The organism is Pseudomonas sp. GW460-LB5 (assembly GCF_059423245.1).
Genome location: NZ_JBWKXT010000007.1, coordinates 91,864 through 113,219, shown reverse-complemented (window position 1 = coordinate 113,219; position 21,356 = coordinate 91,864). Strand labels below are relative to the sequence as shown.

The 21,356-nt window shown below is 64.9% G+C and carries 21 protein-coding genes and 2 pseudogenes; all 23 read right to left on the bottom strand.

All coding sequences use genetic code 11. The features are described 5' to 3' along the window. Positions 1 to 8 precede the first annotated feature (8 nt). The 23 genes and pseudogenes from AC07XM_RS07160 to AC07XM_RS07050 all read right to left on the bottom strand — a co-directional run bounded on the left by AC07XM_RS07160 (position 9) and on the right by AC07XM_RS07050 (position 21,329). The gene (locus AC07XM_RS07160; RefSeq protein WP_023093432.1) at positions 9 to 2,876 is read right to left on the bottom strand and encodes a conjugative transfer ATPase; all 2,868 of its coding nucleotides are present in this window, start codon (positions 2,874 to 2,876) and stop codon (positions 9 to 11) included. Then, positions 2,876 to 3,316 (bottom strand): TIGR03751 family conjugal transfer lipoprotein, encoded by a 441-nt coding sequence (locus AC07XM_RS07155; RefSeq protein ID WP_009459662.1) that lies wholly within the window; start codon positions 3,314 to 3,316, stop codon positions 2,876 to 2,878. Before AC07XM_RS07155 ends, AC07XM_RS07160 begins: the two co-directional genes overlap by 1 nt. Then, the gene (locus AC07XM_RS07150) at positions 3,297 to 4,727 is read right to left on the bottom strand and encodes a TIGR03752 family integrating conjugative element protein (RefSeq protein ID WP_023657222.1); all 1,431 of its coding nucleotides are present in this window, start codon (positions 4,725 to 4,727) and stop codon (positions 3,297 to 3,299) included. The genes AC07XM_RS07155 and AC07XM_RS07150 overlap by 20 nt, the downstream gene beginning before the upstream one ends. After that, positions 4,717 to 5,643, bottom strand: a complete 927-nt coding sequence (locus AC07XM_RS07145; protein WP_023093434.1) for a TIGR03749 family integrating conjugative element protein — start codon at positions 5,641 to 5,643, stop codon at positions 4,717 to 4,719. Before AC07XM_RS07145 ends, AC07XM_RS07150 begins: the two co-directional genes overlap by 11 nt. After that, positions 5,640 to 6,329, bottom strand: a complete 690-nt coding sequence (locus AC07XM_RS07140) for a PFL_4703 family integrating conjugative element protein (RefSeq protein WP_023093435.1) — start codon at positions 6,327 to 6,329, stop codon at positions 5,640 to 5,642. The genes AC07XM_RS07145 and AC07XM_RS07140 overlap by 4 nt, the downstream gene beginning before the upstream one ends. Continuing rightward, positions 6,326 to 6,724: a TIGR03750 family conjugal transfer protein gene (locus AC07XM_RS07135; protein WP_023093436.1), complete on the bottom strand. Its 399-nt coding sequence runs from the start codon at positions 6,722 to 6,724 to the stop codon at positions 6,326 to 6,328. The genes AC07XM_RS07140 and AC07XM_RS07135 overlap by 4 nt, the downstream gene beginning before the upstream one ends. Before the next feature lie 11 nt (positions 6,725 to 6,735). Next, positions 6,736 to 7,095: a TIGR03745 family integrating conjugative element membrane protein gene (locus AC07XM_RS07130; RefSeq protein WP_023093437.1), complete on the bottom strand. Its 360-nt coding sequence runs from the start codon at positions 7,093 to 7,095 to the stop codon at positions 6,736 to 6,738. Positions 7,096 to 7,111: 16 nt separating this feature from the next. After that, complete coding sequence (locus AC07XM_RS07125; RefSeq protein ID WP_009459672.1) at positions 7,112 to 7,345, bottom strand: TIGR03758 family integrating conjugative element protein; 234 nt, start codon at positions 7,343 to 7,345, stop codon at positions 7,112 to 7,114. Next, positions 7,342 to 7,725, bottom strand: coding sequence for an integrative conjugative element protein, RAQPRD family (locus AC07XM_RS07120; protein ID WP_023093438.1), 384 nt, complete (start codon positions 7,723 to 7,725; stop codon positions 7,342 to 7,344). The genes AC07XM_RS07125 and AC07XM_RS07120 overlap by 4 nt, the downstream gene beginning before the upstream one ends. Positions 7,726 to 7,823: 98 nt before the next feature. Further along, positions 7,824 to 8,573, bottom strand: a complete 750-nt coding sequence (locus tag AC07XM_RS07115; RefSeq protein WP_023093439.1) for a TIGR03747 family integrating conjugative element membrane protein — start codon at positions 8,571 to 8,573, stop codon at positions 7,824 to 7,826. Then, a complete protein-coding gene (gene traD, locus AC07XM_RS07110; protein ID WP_023093440.1) occupies positions 8,570 to 10,759 on the bottom strand; it encodes a type IV conjugative transfer system coupling protein TraD in 2,190 nt (729 codons plus the stop codon). Before traD ends, AC07XM_RS07115 begins: the two co-directional genes overlap by 4 nt. 4 nt (positions 10,760 to 10,763) lie before the next feature. Further along, on the bottom strand, positions 10,764 to 11,303 hold the full coding sequence (locus AC07XM_RS07105; protein WP_023093441.1) for an integrating conjugative element protein: 540 nt from the start codon (positions 11,301 to 11,303) through the stop codon (positions 10,764 to 10,766). Further along, positions 11,300 to 11,905, bottom strand: coding sequence for a transglycosylase SLT domain-containing protein (locus AC07XM_RS07100; RefSeq protein ID WP_102690322.1), 606 nt, complete (start codon positions 11,903 to 11,905; stop codon positions 11,300 to 11,302). Before AC07XM_RS07100 ends, AC07XM_RS07105 begins: the two co-directional genes overlap by 4 nt. After that, on the bottom strand, positions 11,887 to 12,612 hold the full coding sequence (locus tag AC07XM_RS07095) for a TIGR03759 family integrating conjugative element protein (protein ID WP_023093443.1): 726 nt from the start codon (positions 12,610 to 12,612) through the stop codon (positions 11,887 to 11,889). Before AC07XM_RS07095 ends, AC07XM_RS07100 begins: the two co-directional genes overlap by 19 nt. Positions 12,613 to 12,626: 14 nt before the next feature. Next, positions 12,627 to 13,268 carry a hypothetical protein gene (locus AC07XM_RS07090; protein WP_023093444.1) on the bottom strand — a complete coding sequence of 214 codons (642 nt, stop codon included), beginning with the start codon at positions 13,266 to 13,268 and terminating at the stop codon, positions 12,627 to 12,629. Continuing rightward, positions 13,265 to 13,864: a PFGI-1 class ICE element type IV pilus protein PilL2 gene (gene pilL2, locus AC07XM_RS07085; RefSeq protein WP_023093445.1), complete on the bottom strand. Its 600-nt coding sequence runs from the start codon at positions 13,862 to 13,864 to the stop codon at positions 13,265 to 13,267. The genes AC07XM_RS07090 and pilL2 overlap by 4 nt, the downstream gene beginning before the upstream one ends. Before the next feature lie 160 nt (positions 13,865 to 14,024). Continuing rightward, positions 14,025 to 14,507: a hypothetical protein gene (locus AC07XM_RS07080; RefSeq protein WP_023093446.1), complete on the bottom strand. Its 483-nt coding sequence runs from the start codon at positions 14,505 to 14,507 to the stop codon at positions 14,025 to 14,027. 112 nt (positions 14,508 to 14,619) lie between these two features. Then, positions 14,620 to 15,864: pseudogene (locus AC07XM_RS07075) on the bottom strand (helicase-related protein); the annotation flags it as partial. An 82-nt stretch (positions 15,865 to 15,946) separates the two neighbouring features. Continuing rightward, positions 15,947 to 17,665, bottom strand: coding sequence for a group II intron reverse transcriptase/maturase (ltrA, locus tag AC07XM_RS07070; protein WP_033955702.1), 1,719 nt, complete (start codon positions 17,663 to 17,665; stop codon positions 15,947 to 15,949). Between the two features lie 617 nt (positions 17,666 to 18,282). Further along, positions 18,283 to 19,317, bottom strand: a pseudogene (locus AC07XM_RS07065) (DEAD/DEAH box helicase); the annotation flags it as partial. A gap of 135 nt (positions 19,318 to 19,452) precedes the next feature. Continuing rightward, positions 19,453 to 19,758: a hypothetical protein gene (locus AC07XM_RS07060; RefSeq protein ID WP_023093452.1), complete on the bottom strand. Its 306-nt coding sequence runs from the start codon at positions 19,756 to 19,758 to the stop codon at positions 19,453 to 19,455. A gap of 90 nt (positions 19,759 to 19,848) precedes the next feature. Continuing rightward, positions 19,849 to 20,169: a hypothetical protein gene (locus tag AC07XM_RS07055; protein WP_023093453.1), complete on the bottom strand. Its 321-nt coding sequence runs from the start codon at positions 20,167 to 20,169 to the stop codon at positions 19,849 to 19,851. A 50-nt stretch (positions 20,170 to 20,219) separates the two neighbouring features. Beyond that, positions 20,220 to 21,329: a DUF6094 domain-containing protein gene (locus AC07XM_RS07050; protein ID WP_023093454.1), complete on the bottom strand. Its 1,110-nt coding sequence runs from the start codon at positions 21,327 to 21,329 to the stop codon at positions 20,220 to 20,222. Positions 21,330 to 21,356: the final 27 nt, after the last annotated feature.

The window sequence follows — 21,356 nt, the reverse complement described above, 5'->3', positions numbered from 1 at the left end:
TCTCCGTCTTACGACAGTTCCAGGGCCGGCGACTCGATGCCGCGCGCCTGGTCGATCTTCTCGGCCACCTTGAAGGCCGCTTCCAGTTCGGTGCAGCCGTAGTGCTGCATGAGCTGGTAGCGCTCGGCCTTCTCTTCGGGTTCGGTCTGCGCCAACGCCAAGTACAGGCTGGGCGGCACGGCGCGGAACAGCACTTCCATGCTCTTGGAGAGGATGACGCCCTCGGTGAATTTCCCCGCCTCCTTGCGCGCAGAAAGCATCAGCGCTTTCTGCGCGGGTGAGAGTTCGCGGAAGCGTGCGATCTTCTCGACCTCATCGGGCGGCATCGACAGGCAGATCCACCACTCAATCATGTTGAGCATGGGCTCCGCGGCACGCGGCAGATCGTCGATATTTTGTGTAGCCAGCCAGAACCAGGCCCCTAGCTTGCGCCACATTTTTGTAATTTTTACGACGTAGGGCGCGAGTAGCGGGTTCTTCGTGATGATGTGGCCTTCGTCGGTCACATTGATGATCGGACGGCCCAGGTACTGGTCGCGCTCGGCGATGTTGTTCACCGTGCTGATCAGGCTGATGTAGGCGATGGAGAGCTGCGCGTTGTAGCCCTCCCGAGCATAGGTCGCGAGATCCACCAGCGTGATGTCGGCCTCGGGCCACGGCGTGCCATCGCGATCGAACATCTCGCCGTCCGTGCCTTGGCAGAACATGTCCATCGCGTCCGCCATCTCCAGCAGCCGCACGCGCCGCATCTCGGGCAGCGTCGGGTCCTGGCCGCGCGTGCGCAGCGCGTTGCGCACGTCGCGCGTGAGCACCGTGCGTTTCTCGGCCACGCAGTGCTCGGCGGCATCGAGGATGCACTGGCGGATCAGCGAGCGATCGGCCCGCGTCATCCGAGCTTCTTCCTTGTCCTCGCCGCCTGTGATCATCAGCCGTGCCGTGATCTCCAGTTCACCCAGCACGTCGCGCTGCTCGTCCTCCTCCATGACCGAGGAATCGGCTGGCAATTCTTCATCCAGTGCATCGGCATCAAGCGTCTGCACGTTGCTGGGCGTTTCGATCAGCCGGCGAGCGTCGGCGAACGGCGCCAGGCTGATGCCTGAGCCAGGAGCCAGCTTGACTCGGTTTACGGTCAGACCCAGGCGCTTGGCGAAGTCGCTGAACAAACCGAAGCTGTTGCCGGCTTCCACGATGAACAGCCGCGGCCGGTAGATGGCCGTGACCTGATTCAAGAGGTTGTTGAGCGTTGCGCTCTTGCCCGAGCCGGTGGGGCCGAATAGGAACAGATGGGCGTTCATCTGCCTGTCCAAGCGGTTCAGCGGATCAAACGTGATCGGCCCGCCACCGCGGTTGAAGAACGTGTTGCCCGGATGGCCCGTACCCTGGCTGCGACCCCACGCCGGCGAGAGATTCGCCACATGCTGGGCGAACATCAGTTGGGTGAACCAGTTCCGCCGATCCTGCGCAGGGTTGTAGCAGCACGGTAGCCAGCGCAGGTAGCTGTTGAGCGGCGCGACTTCATCGTCCTCGCGCACGGGCTGCAACCCCGCGTTGAGCATCACGTTGGCGAGGTCCAGGCCGCGCCTGTCAAGCTCGGCTTCGTCGCGTCCGCGCAGATAGAAGGCCAGCGTGCCGCGGTAGAGCTTGTGCGCGCTGCCGATGAGCGAGCGCGCCTCCTGCACATCCTTGAGCGTCTGCTCCGATGCCAGTGTTTCGCCGACAGCCTTCTTAGCCAGGTGATTCAGGTGCGATTCGAGGATGTCCTGGGGCGTCGCCACCATGGTCAGACACATCGTGGTGTCTTCGGGCATCTGATCGAAAAGCGTGTTGATCGCATCCCCCTTGCGGGTTTCGCCAGTCAGGTGTCCCGTACCGGGCGGCATGCGTAGTCGGTCGGTGACCAGCACACGGTGCGGCATGCCGTCGAAGTACCAGGTGCCGTGCCCGGCATCGGAGCGAGGCTGACCGAAGAACAGCCGTTGGCTGAAATCCCGACCACTCGCCAGCTCGATCTCGCCTTCCTCCACCTCGTCGGGATAGCGGGCCAGCGCATAGAAGCGCTCTCGATCCTCAGCGCTTGGCCCGAGCATCGTGGGGCGTGGGTTGAACCACCGCAGCAACCAGTCGTGAACATCGGCCGCGACCATGCGCCGGGCTTGGATGCCGGCGTTCGCCAGGCCGCCGCAAAGGCGATCGCAGACGATGTTCAGCATTTGCTCGGGTGTCTGGCCACGGCGGTTCGCCTGACCGGTGGCCCGGCGATAGACCACCATGCGCACGCGCCGCGTCTGGCCGCGCCAGCGCAACCGCGTGACCACCGTGTCCTCGAACAGGCCGCCGGGCTTGGCCACCGCGCGCAGGTGGTGGCCGAAGAAGCGAAGATAGAACTCGGTGAAGGCCGTGCCGCGAGCGCGCGGCTGCACGTAGTTGCGCAGGGTCTGCATGTACTGGTCGAAGCTGGGTTCGTCCTGGGCGTAGAGCTGGAGCACCCAGGGGTTCTCGTCCAGCTCATCGAACGAATCCTGGAGCGCGTTTTCGAGCGCGTCGCGGGCATGCGCGAGCCAGCCAGGCTCCCGACCTTCGGTGCCCAGCGGGACCAGCTCGTAGAAGGCTGCGACCGATTGCCCGTCCTCCAGCAGCATGGACTTCGACGGCGGCAGGAACTCCACCCACGGCAGCAGCTCCGCGAACGACTGCGCGACGTCGTACAGCGCCTGCTCGTCCGCCACGGTCGCCGGCTTGCGGCCCTGGATCGTCGCTCCGGGTTCGGCGATGCCGGCCTGGCGCAACGCCTCGACGTGGCGCTGCCAGCCGTCCGGCTGCTCGTCATTGCCACCATCGGATGCAGCCAGCTTCGGCCAAGGGAGTTTCCAGCGCATCAGTAGTCCTCCACGCGCTCGCCCGGCATGGCGTACTGCACGCGCTGGTACAGGGGGAAGACTGTCGTGTAGCCCGGAACCGGCACGGGGTCGGTACCCGCCAGGTGCGGGTACACATACATGACAAGGTCGGGGTTCGGCAGGCGGTGGAACTGGCGATAGACCTCGTTTCGCGCCGTGCGCGTGTAGCGCATCTGTTCGGCGGGTGCGGCCTCCACGTCGGCCTCGGTCAGCGGCCGGCGCAGGCTCTGGCGTGCATCGAGCAATTGCCTGCGCGCCACCTGGCCGGCGCCACCGCTGCCGTCGCCGGCGTTCTGCTGCCAGATGTCCATCATCGTGCTATCGCCGTGCGGGAGCAGCTTTTCCTTGCTGGTGGCACAGCCGCCGAGCACCGCGACGGCGAGGGCCAGCGCCAGGCCCTTATTCAAGTTCGAGAGCATGGCTTTCTCCTGCGCGGTGATCGACCTTGCGGCCTTCGGGATCGAAGTCGATGGCAAGCGGCTTTTCGAGGTGGACGGCGACCTTCGCGCCGGGCTGGACATAGACGGCGGCGAAGGCCTGGCCGTATAGCTTGTTCACCCAGTCGGCCATGTCGCGCACGCCACCGGCCAGGATGCGGCCCACGGCTTCATTGCCCGAGATGCCGACGCTGCCGATGGAGCCGTCGGCGCCGACGTAGGACATCTGGCCGCTGTCGCTGTCGATCAGCGAGGCGACGCCGGCACCGGCGGCGGTAATCAGGGCTTGCGAGCCAAGGTACTGCTGGGCGTTGCTGCGACGCTCCCCGCTGACGCAGGGAATGCCGTATGGGTCGCTGATCCAGCCCAGGCCTCCACTTTGAGAGTTCTGCTGCTGGTTGTTCTGCTGGTTGCCGTCGCGGTCTTCGGGGATGGTGCGGATCGTGCCGTCGTGGAAGACGAAGGTGATGCTGCGTACCTGGCCGCGCACGCACGAGAGCGTCCAGTCGCCCGATGCGGTGCCGCTGAACACGGCACCGGCCACGTCGGGAATGTCGATGCCATTGGCGGTCAGGTTGTCCGATCCGACCAACACCTTGAAGGGGTACGGATCGTTGACGGTTCCGTCGATCGGCACGCGGCCGATCAGCGCCGTCATCGCCACCGACCCCATCAGCGTCGAATTGGTCGGTACGGTATAGACCGCCTTGGCGCTCTTCACGCCTGCGGCGCGTGCGCCTGCGTTCGCCACGGTTTCCGCCGTGGTTTCCAACGTGCTCTGTGCGGGGCCGAAGCTCGTCGGGAAGCTCATGCCGCTACCCGTGCCACGACTGCTGTTGCGCCCCTCGACTTTCCTCGCATCGTCGGGTTCGACCCAGCGCACGCCGCCTTCCATGCCGGCCTCGTCGCCGTCACGCAGCCCCAGACCCACCGGCAGGTCGGCATGGCCGCCGCCACGTCCCCCGATACTGTCCAGGCGCCGTTGCAGGTCGGCAAGCAGCCCTTCGGTCTGCTGGCGCGCGCTGGCTGCCTGCTCTTGGTCGCGACGTAGGTTAGTGCGCTCGGAGTCGAGGGCCGAATTGATGCGCTGGTCAATGGAGTTCTCGCGCTGGCGCAGTCGCTGGTTTTCTTCGCGCTGGGATTTGTTGTCCGAGAGCGCGGTCTGAAGCTCGGTGCGCAACTGCTTCACTTGAGCAACGAGCGTCGCCACGGTGTCGCGCGGGGTATCGCCCTCGATGCCCAGCGCCTTCATTTCCGCTGGAGTGAGCTTGGCGCCGGCATCCGCGGTCGGTGGTGCCGAAGTGCTGCCACCCGAGAACAGCCGGATGGCGACGAACAGCACCAGCACGGCAACCGGGATCATCAGCCACTTCAGGAGTCCATTACTGCGCATGGCGGACCTCCTTGCGGTCGGTGCCATCCTGGGAACTGGCTTCCGGTTGTGGGAGATGCACGGCCGGGTCGAAGCGGTTGACCGCTGGTAGCAGCGATTGCGCCAGGCCACGCCCGCGCGTCACCAGGTACAGGACGGTCGTGTCCTCGGGCGTCCCGCGGGGACCAAGCGCCTCGTGTTGGAAGGTGGCGGTGAGGAAATCGCCTTGCAGCACGCGCGGGTCCAGGGTGATCCAGCCGCTGCTGCTGTTGGTCAGGCGCACGGCGGTCACCCACTGGTCTTCCAGACGCCACGACGCGAGCGCGACCGCGCGCACGGGCAGCGTCGGCATCAGCGTGCCGAGGTCGAGGTCACGGCGCAGGTTCACCCGCATGACGCTCGGCAGCGGCTCCACGGTGCGTAGCGGCGCGTAGAGGTTCTGTGCGGCGAAGCGCGTCAGGACAACCGGCACCGGGGTCTCGCGTCGCGCCGCTCGCGCGCCGGCCTGGTCCTGGGCGCGCGCCGGAGCTTCGTTGTCATCGCCGGGCTGATCGCCATAGCGCGCCGGGGTGCTGTTGCCCTCGACGATGCGCACTGGTTCCAGCTCGGCTTCCCCGTCCTTGGCTGGCTCCGCCGCAATGTCCAGCAGGATCAGCGCGCCCGTGTCGGCGTCCTGCAATTGCAGCCGCGTGGGTTCGATCGGCTCGCTGGCGCGCAGGTACACCGCACCGCCCGCGCTCTGCACCCGCAGGCGCTCGCCGACGCCCGCGGGCACGCCCACGCGGACGTTGCGGTCGATAAACACGACGCGCTCCTGGCCGACCTTCAGCGGCAACGCCAGCGGCATGCGTTCCCAGCGCAGGATCTCCACCGCCTGGACAGCGGGAGCCGCGGCCACTGCCAACAGCCCCAGCAACGTGAGTACAGGATGCTTCATGGGATTTCTCCTTGAGGCGCTTGCGGAGACAGGCCGCCAGACGCCGGGCGCGTCGGCTCCGGCGTGCTGATGCGCTGGGGCGCGCCCTCATAGCAGTCGAGCGCCAGGCCGAACGGGTTGCGGGCAGGATCGACGTCCACCCGCGTGACCTTCACGGGATAGCGCACCAGAGCGCGCTTGACTTGCTCGGCGCCGTAGTACTCGTCGGCGGTGATGTCCAGCGTCACTACCCAGTCGCGGTCGGAAACCACGCGCACGCGGGCCGTGGGGTCGTCGCCGTAGCCGCGGCCGGGGATTTCGTAGATACCGCGCACGCGCTGGCGCAGCTCGCCCGTGCTGCGGCGGTAGTCGTAGTCCGCGCGCAGGAAGGCCTGGCAGGACGGGGTGAGGTACGGCGAGAGCGTGTGGAGGTTGCGCGCGTAGTCCTCTTCGCCATTCGTCGGCCAGCGGTTGAGCGTCTGGAACACGTAGAACGTGAACGCATAGACCGATTCGGGCGGCACTTCCCACCACTTCCTGGTACTGCCGGAGCGCAGGTCAGGCGGAACGTGGATGGTCAGATCGCGCGGAGCGCTCCACCAGCCGCCACCCATGACCAGGGCGACGATGATCAGGGCACCAGTCCCCAGGCGAAGCGTCTTGATGTGCGCCTGCAGGTGGGTGATCTCGTTCTTGAAGCGGCTCATCGCGCGCTCCTTCGGGTGGTCCAGAAGCCGGAACGTGAGATCAGCACATGGCCGCCCACCCAACCCGCCATCAGTGGATGACGTGTCGCAATGCGCCATTGCAGTTGCCGATACAGCCAGGTGTCGGGACGCCCGCGCTTGAGGCGGCGGAGAATGCCGCCGCCGATAAACACGCCCAAGGCCACGCCCAGGACGACGAACGTGGGAGCTAGCGCGATCGTGCGGAACACCCACGACAGCGGCGCGCCGACCAGCAGGCCGGCGCCGCCGGACAAGCCGCAGCAGATCCACAGCTCGTCGGCGGTGAGGCCGCGCACGACAACGGGATGGCGGTTGAGCCGGTGCGGAAGGAACGTCACGGTCCCATCCGCACGGACGTGCTGCTGCTCGGACATACCAGCCTCGCTTACAGGATGCCGGTGGCTTCGGTGAGCAGCCAGATGCCGATCACGAGCAGGACGGCGCCGATGGCGACCGTGAGGCCGAACTGGCCCCACGTCTTGCGGCCGGTGTGGATTTCCGCGTAGGTCCCGTAGGCGTGGTAGCAGACGCCGATGAACATCGACGCCACGACCAGGAGGGCCACGAGCATGATGATGTCGTAGCCGTAGTTACGGATCGTTTCCATGATGCCGTTGCCCGTGCCGCGGGTCGGGTTCTCCAACTGCGGCAGACCCTGCGCGAACGACAGCGCGGGCAGCGCAGCGGCGCCCAAGGCCACGGCGGCGCGCTGGGCAAGACGGGAAGTGAGGATGCGGTTGTGCATGGTCATGCCTTTCAGGTCAGGAGAGGAGGAAGAAAGTCAGGACGAGGTACATCGCGACGAATCGGATGCAGACGCCGAGGAACTGGCGTTGGTTGAGGCGGCTCTCGGACCACCCCACGTAGGCCGTTCGCATGGCCCAAACGCCCCAGACGAGCAGGACCGCGAACACGACGCCGACCAGGACGGTCGCCATCGCTGAAGGTGCGATGCCGCTGTTGGCTTGAAATGCCGAGACCTGGGCGCCGTTCATGGCTTGCCCTCCGCGGTCGTCGGCGGTGATGGCGGGACGACCCGCTCCGTGCGGTAGTCGCCGGTCAATTCGGACGGGTCGCGCGGCTGGGCGCGCGACGGTGTGAGATGGGCCTGGATGCCGGCGCGCACGCGCGCCAGGTCAGCCAGCAGCCTCGGGTAGTCGAAGTGGTAGCGCTCGCCCGGCTGGATGGGGGCATGCGCGGCGCTGTCGGTGACCGTGTGCTCCAGCGCGTCGAGTTGGCGCAGCGCTGCGACCAGCTCCTGACGCTGCGCTGGGGACTCGGCCAACGCCATCGAGGACTGGCCCAACACAAGGACCGTCACGAGAAAAGTGGGCACGCCGCGATGCGCGGCGCGCAGCCAGATCGGAGCCAACATCGCGCCATTCCTGTGTGATCAGCAATGGCTAGATCGTGGAGATCAGGGCTGTTTCAGGCCGCAAACAATAGGAACCTGCGGATGACCGGATTGATCGGCTAGAGGTACTTCTTGAAGCTGCCCGCAGTCAGGCTCACGGCCAGTCCCAGCAAGGCGGCGCTCGGCAACAGGATCAGCAATGGATGCACCGAGATCGGCAGTGCCAGGTACGTGATCCACGGCAGCACGGCCAGGGGCATAAGGCTGGCTTTCGCGCGGTGGTAGATGAACCCGGATTCGCGGCCCGCGCCGAACCTGCGCACGTCGCGTCGTACCAGACCATCAATCAGACCGACGAAAGCGGCCGTGAAGATCAGCGGCAGCGTGAGCACCAGGACCAGCAGGCGCACTAGGAAGGTCAGCGTCGTGAAGGCCGCGGCGATCAGGTAGCTCTCGGCCCAGACATAGACTTGGCTGATGTAGTAGCGGAAGTTGCGCGCCTGCTCGTGGCTGGGTGCGCGGACGCGCTCGGCGGTCTGGCTCATGCGCGCCAGCAGCCCGGAGCGAACAAACACCCATTCGTAGCCTGTATCCACCAACTCGTGCGCTGTGCGCCCCGGCTCCTGCACGACCACGCTGCGCGTGAAGTGGCTGGACAGGTGTCCAAGCTCGTACTGCAACATCTGCTGGGAATGGCGCCAGCCCTGGTCCTTCCAGAACAGGTGCATGCCGACGCACTCCACCACGATCGAGAACAGCAGCGAGCCGATCAGCACTCCAAGCAAGCGAAACGGCAAGGTGACGGTGCCGACGATCAGGCCCTGGCGCTGGTTCTGCTCCCGCTGCGCGGTCGATGCGGCGTCCTTCATGGCGCGGCCTCGTCGGCATTGTGGTCGGTGGCGGTGGCCACCGCAGCAGACTCGGCTGGAGCCGCATCATCCAGCAGGTCATCGGGCAAGGCCGCATTCTGCAAGGTCGGGGAACTGGTGAACTCCCACCACTGCGTAGCCTCGCTGTAGCTCTGGCGCATGTACCCCGCCAGTTGTTGCAGGTCCGCCGGCATCACTTCATCCGGGTCTGGTATCGGCAGCGGCATGCGAACCTTCCAAAGCTGGCCGCCCTGCAGCAGCGCGAAGCACTGGCCTTTGGGCAGGCCGACTACGTGCGATGGCTCGATCATCGGCACGCTGGACATGCTGATGCGGTCCTGGGTGTTCGACGTGAAATCCGTCGCGCCGCGGATGTCCGAACTGTCGGTTGCCCCTGAGACGATGGTAGTGGTATAGACCTCGACCTTCGGCAACTGCCGCGTCAGCAGTTCGGCGGTGGCCGTCTCGCGCACGCGCAGCATGAACAGGTTGTTGAAGTTGCCGATCACCTGGCCAGCTTTCGCGCGGTTGCCGATGCGGGCCTCGATGTCCGAGAGGGTCTGCGTGTACGCGGTGACTTGCAGCCCGGCGCCGCCGCCTTTGTTGATAAGCGGCACGAATTCGTCACCCATGAGTTCATTGAATTCGTCCGCATGGACGTTGATCGGCACGCGCGCGCCAGCAGAGGCGTCCGGCAGGCCATCGTCGATCCCGTGCTTGTAGATATGGCCCGCCACCGAAACCAGGTCGGAGAACATGGAGTTCCCGACCGCTGCGGCAACCTCGGCGTCGGACAGCGCGTCCAGTCCCACATAGACGATGGCGCGCTTCCTGATGACTTGCATCCAATCGAAGATCGGGCGCGGGTCGGCCAGGTCGGAATAGTTCGGTGCCAGGAGCTGCGCGATCTTGCCGCTCGTGAGCTTTTCCAACAACGGCAGCAATGACGCGACGATCTTGTCGAAGTAGGTCTTGTCGTACCGAACTGCCGAGCGCAGTCCGTCGAGCACCGGGTCGTAGTTGCGCGCCTGGGAGAGATACTGCTCCAGCGCAACCACGCGCTTCTCGCGCCCGATCATGTTGCGCGGAATGTTCTTCTCGTTGAGCTTGGCCTCGATCTGGACGATCACCTCCCAGGCCTTGGGCTCGGTCTTGGCGAAGTAGTGCTGGGCGTACTCGATAAACAGCGCGTCGATGTTGATGACGTGCCGCTGGATCAGCATGTAGTCCGGGCGCTGTCCCAGTTCCACTAGGGCACGGGCAATGATGTTGACGAAGCGCCACGCGAACTCCCTGAAGGCCGCGCTATTGCCTTCACCGGAGAGTTGCCCTGCGATACGGGTGGCGACTTCCGAGATGCGACCGAATCGGCCCACCGCGTTGTAGCGGGCGCTAATCTCCGGCCAGCCCAAGTGGAAGATGTAAAACTCGCCTTCACGGCCCGCGCGCTTGGCCTCGACATACATGCGCTTCAAGAGGTCCGCATCCCCTTTGGGGTCGATGACGATCACGACTTCGTGTTCGCCGGCAGCGCTCTTGCGGCGGATGTCCTGGGTCACGAACAACTCGGCCAGTCGCGTCTTGCCCACGCGCGTGGTGCCCAGCACCAGCGAGTGCCCGACACGCTCGCCGAGCGGTAGGCTGACGTCCACCTCGTCCGGTTCGATGCCGTGCAGGCGTGGCAGGCCGCCCACAGGCGGCAGCGGACGCACCGGGTTGAAAGGCACATCCCAGCCCGTGAGCGCGGACAGCCGGGATAGCGGGAACGGCGCGAACTCCAGCCGCTCCTCCAGTCGCCGTGCCAGCCGGTAGGCAGGCGTCGGCTCGACGTATCGGCGGAACTCCGGCCGGTACGTCTGCATCAGCCTATGGGTGTGTTTTTGTTCCCACAGGAACCCGCGCCCGATGAAAAGCCGCTGCTGGCTGACGGGCACGTCCTTGCTCGTCATCACGTAGCGCGACAGGCGGCGGATGTTGCGCCGGTAGCGCAGGATCACGCGGGCATCGCGGTAGCGGATCGCGCCATAGGCGCCGAACGCCAAGGCGCTGCCGACGCCCATGGCCGGGCTCAGCGCGAGCGACCATGGGGCCACCAGGGACAGAAACGCGGCGCCTGCACACGCTGCGACGGTGTATAGCTCCACCGCTGGGCGTAGCAGAACCTCGACCGGCTGTTTCCCCGACATGGCTTCATTGCTCGATGCCGGTGGCCGTGATCAGCGCCGGGTAGTGCCGCAGGCCCAGGCGATCGGCCAGGTCGTCTCCGGCTACGGGCGCAAGCGGCACGCCCGGCACCAGGGCACGCAGCCGTGCCAGGCCCTGCGCGGTCTCGACATTGACCACCAAGCCGACCGCGCCGCGTTCGCGCAAAGCAACGCTGCGGCGCTGCAACCAGGCCCGGGAGGCGTCGTCGTCGCCGATGACCACGAACGGCCGCAGGCCGGGCGCTTCGATCACGCGCCGCGCGACGGTGCCGGGCGTGAGCTTGGCGCTGCGCACCGGCAGCATCGCTGTCTCGTCCGCGGGTGTGGCGGGAACCTGTGGCGTCGGAATGGGGGGACGGGCCGGGACATCGGCGCGCGGCTGGAGGTTGAGGGCCTCGTAGTACGGCAGCGCCGACGTGCCACCGCGATCTTCGACCACGATCAGCGGATCGCCGGCACGCGATGCCAGCGGCAGTCCTGCCAGCAGCACAAGCAGGCCCCGCAGGGCCAGATGGGATTTCGTCATGGGGAAGTCTCCTGGCGCGCGGCGAGCACCGCCGCGTTTGGACGTGCGCCCTGCACACGCGCGAGATGGCGCGACACGCTGCGCCGGTAGCGGGGGGGGGGGTGGCCGCCCCCAGGACGGTGGTAGCGGCCGATCGCGAGCAGCCAGTCTTCGCCGGACGTGTGCTGCTCGTTCAGGATTTCAGCGGCGATGGCGAGGTTGCGATACGGGTCCAGCAGGTCACACGCGCTGGTGAAGCGGTGCTTGTGGTAGCCGAGGTTGATCTGGCCCAGGCCTGCATCGATGCGCGTGTGAGGCGTGGCGCGCATTGCCTGTTGCAAGCCCGAGCAGGCATCGGCGCGCGTGGCAAAGCGGCGCGACTGGCCGGCGACATTGAGGGACCACGGCCACGGGACGATGCGCCCGTTGCGTCGAACTCCGCTCTCCTGCAAGGCCACGGCGTAGAGCACGGTCGAGGGGATGCCCGCCCGCTGGGCGGCGAGCTGGTAGGCGGGTGGCGGAATCTCCTGGGCATGGGCGGCGCAGGCGCACAGGCCGGTAGCGAGCACCAGTGCGCGCAAGAGCTGCGAGACGGAGGTGGCCGCTACGGCTGGCGCTGCCATTGGCCGTTCACCTCGCGCACAGTCGCGGGCAAGTCACCGGGCAGGCCCAGCGACAGCCAGCGGCCACCGTCGTGGTTGAGGGTAATGCTGCCGCTGCGCACGCGTGCCGGGTCGATCTGCGCGCGCTTGGCCCAGTCGCGGATGCGTGCGTCGTCCTGGCGGCTGCCCACCATATACAGGTCGAACTCGGCACCCGAGGATTGCAGCCGCTGCACGAGCTGCCCACAGACCGCGCAGCCGTCCTTGACGAACACCGCCATGCGACCGCTGCCGCGCGCGGTGCCGGTGCCCGGCCCGTCGTCGGGCAGGTTCACGCGCTGCATGCCGGGGTTCAGGCGCTGCCAGGCTTCGTCGTAGGCACGTTGGTAGGCGAGCAGCTTCTCGACGCGGCGTGCCTCGACTTGCACCTGCAGCTCTGCATAGCGCCGCCGTTCTTCGTCGGTGCGTGCCTCGATGCCTAGGGCAGACAGCGGGTCCAGGTTGGGCGAGTAGATGCCCAGCGGCCCATCCATCAGCTCGCGGTAGCGCGCCCATTCCTGGGGTTGGAGGCCCCAGTTGCTTGCTACTCGGTCGTCCAGGACGCGGGCGGCCAGCGGGCGCTCCTGGCTCTGCGCATTGCGGGCGGGAGCTGTGGCTGGCTGCTGCGCCCACGCGGGCCACTGGACTGAAGCCAGCAGGAGTGCGGAAAGGATGATCGACGGCTTCATGTCGTGTGCTCCGATCAGGGAATCGCCACGCGACGGGTCTGGTCGCCGGCTTGGAACACCGCGGCGCTGCCATCGATTGCCTGCAAGCGCCATGGACCGACCGCATCACCGGGCAGCAGCACCTGTAGCTGGTCGGGCGTAGAGTTTCCACTGCTCGGCACGACGGACACGCTGAGCTGGCCGGCGCGCAGTTCGGCGCCGACGATGCGGAACGGCAGTGGCGGCGGTTCAGGCTTGGCGGCGGGCTTGCTCGATGTGCGCGGCTGGGTGGGTGTTGCTGCACGCGCGGCGGTCTGGCGCGTCTTGATCTGCTCGATCTCCGCGCGCAGCGCCTGAAGGTCGTCGGCGGCTGCGTAGCTGCTCAATGTTTTCTCAACCTGGGAAGCGCGTGCTTCCAGGATTTGGCGGGTTTCTTTGAGGTCCGCCGCCGTTGCGACAGGCGGACGCTGCTGGATGGTTCCGATGGTCTCAGCCAGGGCCACCGTCTGCGCTTCGAGGCGTTGCAAACGGGAGTCGAGCCGTTTCTCGTCGGCCTGGTCGCTCATCGCCTGGTAGCCGAGGGCCACGATGACGCTGAGACCGAGCAGCCAGAGCCAGAGCAGGCTTTGCATCACCACGGCGACAGCCGGGCGCCGCGAAGATTGGGGAGTGTTCATGGCTGGCCGCCTGGAATGGAGGGCATCAGTGGGAAGGTCTGCACCGCATCGGCGGCGGCCGGTTCGGGCATTGGTTCGATGGCCACGCTGTCGCCGGGCCGCTCGAAGCAAATCTGTCGTGCGCGGTCATCCGCGTGCAGTTCCCAGGCCGGACCAGCCAGGGTGAGCAGCGCGTCGCGCAAAGTCATGGGACCGAGATGCAGGTGCGCCGCCGGCAGCGGCAGTGCATACAACTCGATCACGGCATGTGCTGTTTGACACAGGCTGTAGCCGCTGCGTTTGAGCACATGCCGCAGCCCATCGCCGACCGTGACGCGGGCATCCGCCGGCATCGAAACATCGATGGTCTGCAACAGCAGGTCGCGCTGCGCCGCCGTGGGGGCCAGCTCGACCAACGTGTAGCGCCCGTAGCGCACAACGGGGATGTACTCGGGTGCTTCGGGTTCGGGCGCGGTCGAGACTTCCTCGAAGGCATCGGGTGCGTGCGGTGCAGTCGTTGTCGCGCAGCCGCCAGCCAGTACCAACCAAAGCAGGCCGAGAAATCCCGCCAGCAGGCGGCGTTCGGGATGGTGAAACCACGGTGGAGAGGGGCACATGGCGCGTCGTCCTGAAACATCGAGCCCTCACCATCGCCGCTCGGGTCACGAGCAGCAGCAAACAATGCGAACCAGGCAGCGCCCGATTTCCCGACAGCCTCACTCCAAAGAAAAAGGCCCCCGAAGGGGCCAGTGAAAGCGCAGATCGGACTCTGCCGAATCAATCCCGAGCCAGCTTCAAGCCGGGATCGACCTGTGCCAGTTGGGCATGCGCCCAGCAGCGCACGAGCTGGCCGTTCTCGCCGAGCGGCCGGTCCGCCACCGCCGCCGAGTACTCGTCGGTGTCGCTGGTGTCGTAGCAGACGACCTTGATCTCGCCGGTGTCGCAGCGGATGGAGTGGATCTGGCCGTCGGTCATATCGACCACGACGACCTGCGGGGCAAGGCCCAGTTCGCGGGCGGCCGACAGGATGGGGCCATATTCGGCAGCGTCGAAGCAGACGAACGGCCCTTCGTACCGGGCTTCTTCGGCCAGATCCTTGGCTTTGTAGTAGTGGGCACCCTGATCGTATTCCTCCTGGGTGGTTCTGACCTTGAAGACCGGCATGTCGGGGGTGCCGGAAACATCGACGCAGGCAACAGCGACTTGCATCTCGATCTCGCCGCCGTCTGCGGGTTCGATCGAAGGGGTGTTGGTGTTCATGGAAATCTCCTTGAAATGAAAATGCGTAGCCATGCCCGCGAAGAACACGGGCATGGCTACGAGGTAGGAACAACAGAAAGCCGGCGGCACTAGGCCGGCGATGGCGTGGGGGTCAGGCGGCGACCAATTGCCGGGCCAGTGCGACCTCGACGGAATCACCGTCCTGGTTGAGCACATCCAGCCCCGATTCGGGCACGTCGCCCGAGGTGGACTGCGAGACCATGATCTTCTTGGCCATCAGCTCTAGGCAGGTCATCTGCGAGGAACCGGCGTAGCCGAGGTAGATCACGCGCACGGACAGCTTCTGCCCGATGCGCCAGGAGCGGCGTGCCGCCTGCTGCAGCGAGTACACGTTGTAGCCCGACTGCATGAACACGATCGTCGGAAACTCCAACAGGTCCAGTCCCGTTTTAACCAGCTCGGGGTTGGTGATGAGCACATCGATGCCACGGTCCAGTTGCTCGGCGATCCAGTCCTCGCGACGGCTGGCATCCACGCTTGCGCGCAGCACCGCCACCCGAAAACCTTCTTGCTCTAGCAGCACCTTCAACCGGCTGGTCGTGTCGCGTGTGCCGGTATAGACCGTGTAGGCCAGGACCTTGCGCCCCTGCGCCTTCTCCTCTTTGCAGATGTCGATCAGCTCGCGCTCTTTCGGCGTCAACTCGAACTCGTTGAACTGAGCCGGGACGAACGCCAAGGTGTTGCGCGTGCGCGGATGCACCACGGTTTCCGACCGGAAGCAGCAATCTGGCCAGGCCAGCAGCACGTTGAGCACCACACCCAGCAAAGTCGTATCGCGTCGTGCAAGAGCCTGTTTCAGCTCCGCGGTCAGCCGACCCGCCAGATCGCGGTAGGCCGCGGCTTGCGCCGTGTCCATCGCGACTTCTCGGAACTCCTCGTCATACGGCGGCAGGACGTTGCCGCCGATGTCCTTGAGCTTGAGGAAGATCGTGAACGGCAGGATGCAGCGCAAGACGCCCTTGGGGCCGAAGCCCGGGGCCTTGACCGTGCGCACCGATACCTTGGTGCCCTTGGCCGTCTTGTGCGCCGTGCCGGTGCTCTCGGAGTAGATGTCCTTCAAGACCCCGTGATCGCGCATGAACGCCATCGCGGCCGAGGTCATGCTGCCGCTCGTGGTCGGGCGGTAGCCGTCTTCGATCATCCGCCCCGGAAGGGCTCGGAACAGCAGGTAGAACAGGTCGTCCCCGTAGCCGCCCATCAGCGTGCCAGTCAGCAGCAAGGTCTTGCGAGCCTTCGCTGCCAGCACACCCATGGCCTGGCCTTGGGCACTGCCGCCGTTCTTGTACTCGTGCGCCTCGTCGGCGATGAGCAGGTCGAACGTGCCTTGCGGCAGGTAGTCGGGTAGGGACAGGCCATTGCTGGCCCATCCCCCCCTAAGAACCGTACGTGAGAGTTTCCCCTCATACGGCTCAAGCCTTTCAAAGCCCGCTTTCGCGGACCGGCTTCACCACCTTGAGACCATTGACGTGAATCTGGTTATGACAGTTTGGATGCACCATGATGAGATTGGTGTTCCCATCCTTTCCGCCATCGACCCGCCGAATGATGTGGTGGACATGCCACCCCGTCTCCTGCGTGATCAACTCTTGGCAGATCGGACAACGACGATCCTGTGCCAACCAGAGGTTGATGAGCTTCTTCCTGCCCCGCAGTGAGTTCTGCATCTTGAGGCTTACACGCTCCTCAAAGTACGTCTCCCACGTCGGGTCGAATGGATTGGCTTCCAACTTGATTGGCCGGTGTCGCCGAATGGGCGTATCCGTTGCCTTCCGCAGTGACGACAGGATGGGGTTCCCATCAGGGAACCTTTCACCCGTCGCCGCCGCAAACACCCAGTTACGGGTGCCTACGGAGTGGAAGTAGCGCTGCTTGATCCAGACGCTGCTTTTCTGCGGATGCCGACGAACGGCCCACTGCCACAACACACGCCAAATCTCATGATCGACACGCGCGAACGTCGCTTTGGACACGACGTGCTGGTGATAATTCGCCCAGCCTTGGATCATTGGGTTGAGCATCCGAATCAGCCGAGGCTGATCCAGCGCCTTATTGCCTTTGACCGCCGAGCGCACTTTCTCCAAAAAGGTCGCCACGTTCGCTTTCGACGGCTTGATCAACAGCTTGCCGTTGTACTTGCGCACGTTTTGCCCGAGGAAATCGAAGCCCTCGTCGATGTGCGTGATCTTGGTCTTCTCGGGTGAGAGCGTGAGCCCCCGTTCCCGCATGAAGTCCTCGATGATCGGCATGACCTCCTGTTCCAGTAGCTCTTTCGAGCGTCCTGTCACGATGAAGTCGTCCGCATACCGCACATAGTTGACCATCAAACGGGTCTGTACACCGTTGGCGTACCGCTTTCTTCCGAACGCAGCATCCAGTTTGGCTTCCAGCCCGTCGAGGACGAGATTCGCCAGAGTTGGCGAGATGATGCCCCCTTGCGGGGTACCAGCTTCTGTTGGAAAAAGTTGCCGATCTTCCATGTATCCGGCCTTGAGCCACTTCCTCAGAATCTCGCGATCCGTCGGTACATGACCCATGAGCCAGTCATGGCTGATGTTGTCGAAGCAGCCCTTGATGTCGCCTTCGAGAACCCACTGCGGTGCCACCTTCTTGGACAGTGCCGTGAAGCACTGTTCGATGGCGTCCGCCGTGGACCTCTCCGGTCGGAACCCAAACGAGCGTCCGTCCGCTGTGGTCTCGGCCACGGGTTCAAGAGCCAGCAGGTATAGCGCCTGCATCGCCCTGTCTCTCATGGTCGGGATACCCAGCGGCCGCATCTTCCCATTGGCTTTAGGAATATAGACACGCTTCAGCGGTTGGGGACGATACCCGCGCCGCTTGATTGACAACATGGCTTGAGACTTGGCTTCCGGGGTGGACCATGTGATGCCATCCACGCCCGGCGTCTTCTTACCTTGGTTCTCGGTGACTCGTCTGACGGCCAATGCTTTGCCGCTGAACGAGTGGGTCAGAATCCACTGCAGGGCTTTCACCTTGCCGTGTTTTCCTTCCCGAGTCGCCTTTACGATACGCGCCTGGAGCCTTCGCACTTCACGGTGACACGCAGCCCAGTCGATGCTGTGCCATGTGACCGATTCGTGTGAGGGCGCACCCGCGCAAGCAATTTCTTGCGTAGTCATCTGCAATTCCCTCTTGTAGAAGGTTGGACAAGTTTTCTCGTAGAGAAAGACCAAGTGGAAGTCTGCCCGCTTTCGCGTGGGATGATGTCGCCTTACGGCTCAACCCCTATCCGTCCCATTACAGGACGGCATTCGCTTTCTCCACATTCCTTTACCCGCACCACCAACAGCATTCCTTACGGTCTGCCTGCCCCGAAGGGCAGCGATACGGGCTTACCGTGTTTCGCTTGAGTAACGAGATGGGTTAGACCCTGCCTTTCCACCGGCGGTCATGATGTCCGTGTGCCCCCAAAACGGATAAAGAGCAACCGACCGCATACCTTTTGGTTCAAGCCTGTCAGCATCTTTGGCTTGTCATTCATAACGGTGTTTAACAGCAGTTCACTTGCGTTGGTCATACCACCCAGCCTAGCGCCGTACCCGCATTGATGCTCGCAGGTAACGCCTTGCCTCACGGCAGCGGCGCGGCCCGAAGGCCCAGCTACATTGTCCCGGCAGCTTCACACAAGACCGTTACCAGTCCTGCATGTGCCGGTAGGCTACTGATGACGGAACATCAGGTTCCTCGTCGGGGTTGCCCCCGTTGGAACAATTACTCAGGCGACTTCACGTCGCACGCGTTTGATGAACTCGGACGGCTGGTAGCCGCCTTCGCCAAAGCCGAACTCCATGTTGGCCATCGCACGTTCCATGCGGGTGGCCTGACGGTCGGAAAACACCAGCTCGCCGTTGCCGTCCATGAGATTGATGAACTCATGGATGTTGTCGCCGAGCATCGAGGCCAGGAAGCCGTCTCCGAACTTCTGCATCAGCTTCTGCGCGGTGACTGCCCCGATGGTCGGGATGCGCTTCAAGGCTTTCAGCACGGCCGAGGACTGGTCGTTGCCGGACAGGCTGCGTGGGCGGATCAGCGTCCACAGGGGCGCTGCGCAATGGCTGCACTTCCTGCGGTACTCCTCGGCTTCAAGCGCGACCGGGTTGACCGGCTCGCCGTCGAGGTCGGTGATGACCGTGCCGCAGTCCGGGCAGGCCGCCACGTCGCCGTGGCGGGTGCGCCGCTGGGTGAAGACAGGCTTCCAGTGGAACCCCATTCGCATCCTGACGCGCCCCAGGACAAAGAACTCCTGGCCGGTCGGCTGCACACCCAACTGCTCGCGCAGCTTGATGAGCTTGACCAAGGTATCGGGGCCGTTGAGCACCCAGACCTTCGCGCCCGCTACTGTCTCCTGGATCTCGCGCCGCCACTTGTAAACAAGGTGCGGGGGCGAGAGAACCAAGGTCCGGCGGTAGCCTTCGGCGTTGAGCACAGCGGCCGTGGCGATGCCGACGGTCGTCTTGCCGCAGCCCATCTCGCCATTGACGATCGCGGCGCGCTCGCCACGGTCAATCAGCAGCTCCGCGGCGGCGTGGACGACTTCGGCCTGGGCCTGGAATAGCTTGCGCTTGAGGCTGGCGACGATGAGCTGGCGATGTGCTTGCGGTTGGCCGGTATAGACCGGCGGGTTGGCGCTGTTGAGGGCGTCGAGCAGTTCGTCGCCGAACTCGCCGACGAAATCCTGAAGGCTCAGGGTCAGAGGGGAGGATTCCGCGTCGAGCAGTTCGCCCTGTACGGGCGCGGCTTCAGCGGCATTGGTTTCGAGATCGAGGGACATGGTGATGCTCCAAAGAAAAAGGGGCATGCACCACCCCCAGCGGGGCAGTGGCATGCCCCGTGGTGGGAAGTAAATCGACGCGTGGCCGACGGTGGTTGAAGGTGCTGGCCTGGGTGGCCAGCGGCTGAACCGTGCTCAGTCCTCGGACGGCAGAACGATGACGGTGGCGTGGCGCTCCGCGTCGGTAACGATGCGAATGGCCAGCCCCGGATGGATCACGTAGTGCGATGCCAGCGATGCGCCTGATTGAAGCGCGGTGCTGTTGGCCTGCCATTGCTGGACGTTGACGTCGCCCCAGTCGCCACGGGTGTGGCGCCTGAAGTACGGGATCGGGTCGAGGCGACCCGAGCGGACCAGGCGGTCAATGCCTTTGCTGAAGATAAGCGCCCCGATGGGGAACGCCAGGCTCTGACAGTAGGTTTCGATGCGATGTGATGCCATGGGCTCCTCCTTGATGAGTCATTGAGCCACGACACCCCTGCCGGAGTGAAGTGGCTCCGTCAGGAAAATGAGGATGACGATGTGGGGACGTCAGATCAGGTCCCGCTCTTCGGGAAGCTGGATCACCGTGGTCTCGTGGTCCTCGCTGGTCTTGACGATTAGCGCCAGGTCCGGCGTGATCCTGAACTGCGAGATCATCAGGTTGTCCTGTTGGATCGCCACGTCGTTGGCTTGGCGTGTGGCCTCATCGATCTCGCCCCAGTCCCCGCGCACATGGCGCTGGACATAGGCTAAGGGGTCGATCAGGCCTCTTCGGGCCAGCCAATGCACCTTCTCGCTCAACTTCAACGTACTCGGTGCGAACAACGGTTGCTTGTGCGGCGCTGGCCGCTTGAACGGATTGGGGAACATGGTGTTTCTCCTTCGATGTGGTACAGCAGGACGGCAGCGCGTCCGGTGGATCAGCGGATGGTTAACACCTCGCCCCGTGTCGCGGAGCCAGGCGTCATGTCCCACGCGCGGATGACGGGCACAAACTTGTCGGTGAGGATGCGGGTCTCGGCGATGGAGCCGTCTTCGCGTTCGGTGAATTCCCGCTGGAGCGTCTTGTCCTTGTGGGTGTCACCTTTGACGACGAGCACGCGCCCCGTCTGGGAGCGCACAACGCCGGAGATCGCGCCCGCGGCCAAGGCCAGGGCGAGATGCCAGTGGGACAAGGCTCGCGCCGGTGGACGCAGCGACTGCTGCGCGGCCCCCAAGTGCGTGTCCAGCGACGGCCAGAGGCCTTGCAGCCTGCCAACCTCGTCGGCGAACTGTTCGGGCTCCATCGTCACGCGGAAGAAATGCTCCGGCTCGGCCGGACTGGCGGGGATGATGTATGGCAAGAACGGCCACTCGCTCGGAAGTTCCTCGGCTTCGACTTCGCCAAGCCCAACCTGCAGCAGCAGGCTGCGCACGGCCTTGACGCCATCGGGGGCCTGCTCGCGCTGGCGCACCCTTCGGCCGAAGATCACCACTTGCTTGAACTGCGTCTCCACCGCTCGGTAGATCCGCAGATCGGTGTAGTGACGTGTCAGCCAGCCGACCAGCTCCGCGTCGAGCACGTAGCCGGGAACGATGAAGACCAGCACGCCGCCGTACTGCAACAGCGACAGCGAACGCTGATAGAACAGCTTTTCGAGGCGGGCACGGCCCTGGCCCTGGTATCCGATGTTGCCGTTGACGTCCTTGGACAGGTCGCCATACGGCGGGTTGAGCCAGAGCAACCCGAAGGACTGTTTGGAGACCATCGTGTCCATCAGGTCCGCGTGCAGGCAGTGATCGACCAGACCTCGGGCATGGCGTGCCCGCTCCGCGTCGAACTCGACGGCGAACGCCTTGGCCTGCTCGCGCCCGAGGGCATGGGCGGCTTCGGCGATCGCCACGCCTTCGCCGGCGCAGGGATCGAGGATGCACATCGGCCCGTCGCTGGGCATCAGTGCGTTGAGGGCTCTTTCGAGCGTGGGTTCGTCGGTCGGGTAGTACCCGTTCTTGGCGAAATTGCGGGCGAGCCGCGGGAACATGAGGGCCATGGAAGTCTCCTGGTTGGCGGGGATGAA

Bases quoted from the DNA above. Each gene is read 5' to 3' on its own strand.
- AC07XM_RS07080 (WP_023093446.1), bottom strand. From the start codon at position 14,507: ATGAACACCAACACCCCTTCGATCGAACCCGCAGACGGCGGCGAGATC.
- AC07XM_RS07150 (WP_023657222.1), bottom strand. From the start codon at position 4,727: ATGCGCAGTAATGGACTCCTGAAGTGGCTGATGATCCCGGTTGCCGTG.
- AC07XM_RS07160 (WP_023093432.1), bottom strand. From the start codon at position 2,876: ATGCGCTGGAAACTCCCTTGGCCGAAGCTGGCTGCATCCGATGGTGGC.
- AC07XM_RS07115 (WP_023093439.1), bottom strand. From the start codon at position 8,573: ATGAAGGACGCCGCATCGACCGCGCAGCGGGAGCAGAACCAGCGCCAG.
- AC07XM_RS07105 (WP_023093441.1), bottom strand. From the start codon at position 11,303: ATGACGAAATCCCATCTGGCCCTGCGGGGCCTGCTTGTGCTGCTGGCA.
- AC07XM_RS07145 (WP_023093434.1), bottom strand. From the start codon at position 5,643: ATGAAGCATCCTGTACTCACGTTGCTGGGGCTGTTGGCAGTGGCCGCG.
- AC07XM_RS07125 (WP_009459672.1), bottom strand. From the start codon at position 7,345: ATGAACGGCGCCCAGGTCTCGGCATTTCAAGCCAACAGCGGCATCGCA.
- AC07XM_RS07050 (WP_023093454.1), bottom strand. From the start codon at position 21,329: ATGGCCCTCATGTTCCCGCGGCTCGCCCGCAATTTCGCCAAGAACGGG.
- AC07XM_RS07100 (WP_102690322.1), bottom strand. From the start codon at position 11,905: ATGGCAGCGCCAGCCGTAGCGGCCACCTCCGTCTCGCAGCTCTTGCGC.
- traD (WP_023093440.1), bottom strand. From the start codon at position 10,759: ATGTCGGGGAAACAGCCGGTCGAGGTTCTGCTACGCCCAGCGGTGGAG.
- AC07XM_RS07120 (WP_023093438.1), bottom strand. From the start codon at position 7,725: ATGTTGGCTCCGATCTGGCTGCGCGCCGCGCATCGCGGCGTGCCCACT.
- AC07XM_RS07155 (WP_009459662.1), bottom strand. From the start codon at position 3,316: ATGCTCTCGAACTTGAATAAGGGCCTGGCGCTGGCCCTCGCCGTCGCG.
- AC07XM_RS07135 (WP_023093436.1), bottom strand. From the start codon at position 6,724: ATGTCCGAGCAGCAGCACGTCCGTGCGGATGGGACCGTGACGTTCCTT.
- AC07XM_RS07095 (WP_023093443.1), bottom strand. From the start codon at position 12,612: ATGAAGCCGTCGATCATCCTTTCCGCACTCCTGCTGGCTTCAGTCCAG.
- ltrA (WP_033955702.1), bottom strand. From the start codon at position 17,665: ATGACTACGCAAGAAATTGCTTGCGCGGGTGCGCCCTCACACGAATCG.
- AC07XM_RS07060 (WP_023093452.1), bottom strand. From the start codon at position 19,758: ATGGCATCACATCGCATCGAAACCTACTGTCAGAGCCTGGCGTTCCCC.
- AC07XM_RS07130 (WP_023093437.1), bottom strand. From the start codon at position 7,095: ATGCACAACCGCATCCTCACTTCCCGTCTTGCCCAGCGCGCCGCCGTG.
- AC07XM_RS07055 (WP_023093453.1), bottom strand. From the start codon at position 20,169: ATGTTCCCCAATCCGTTCAAGCGGCCAGCGCCGCACAAGCAACCGTTG.
- AC07XM_RS07140 (WP_023093435.1), bottom strand. From the start codon at position 6,329: ATGAGCCGCTTCAAGAACGAGATCACCCACCTGCAGGCGCACATCAAG.
- AC07XM_RS07090 (WP_023093444.1), bottom strand. From the start codon at position 13,268: ATGAACACTCCCCAATCTTCGCGGCGCCCGGCTGTCGCCGTGGTGATG.
- pilL2 (WP_023093445.1), bottom strand. From the start codon at position 13,864: ATGTGCCCCTCTCCACCGTGGTTTCACCATCCCGAACGCCGCCTGCTG.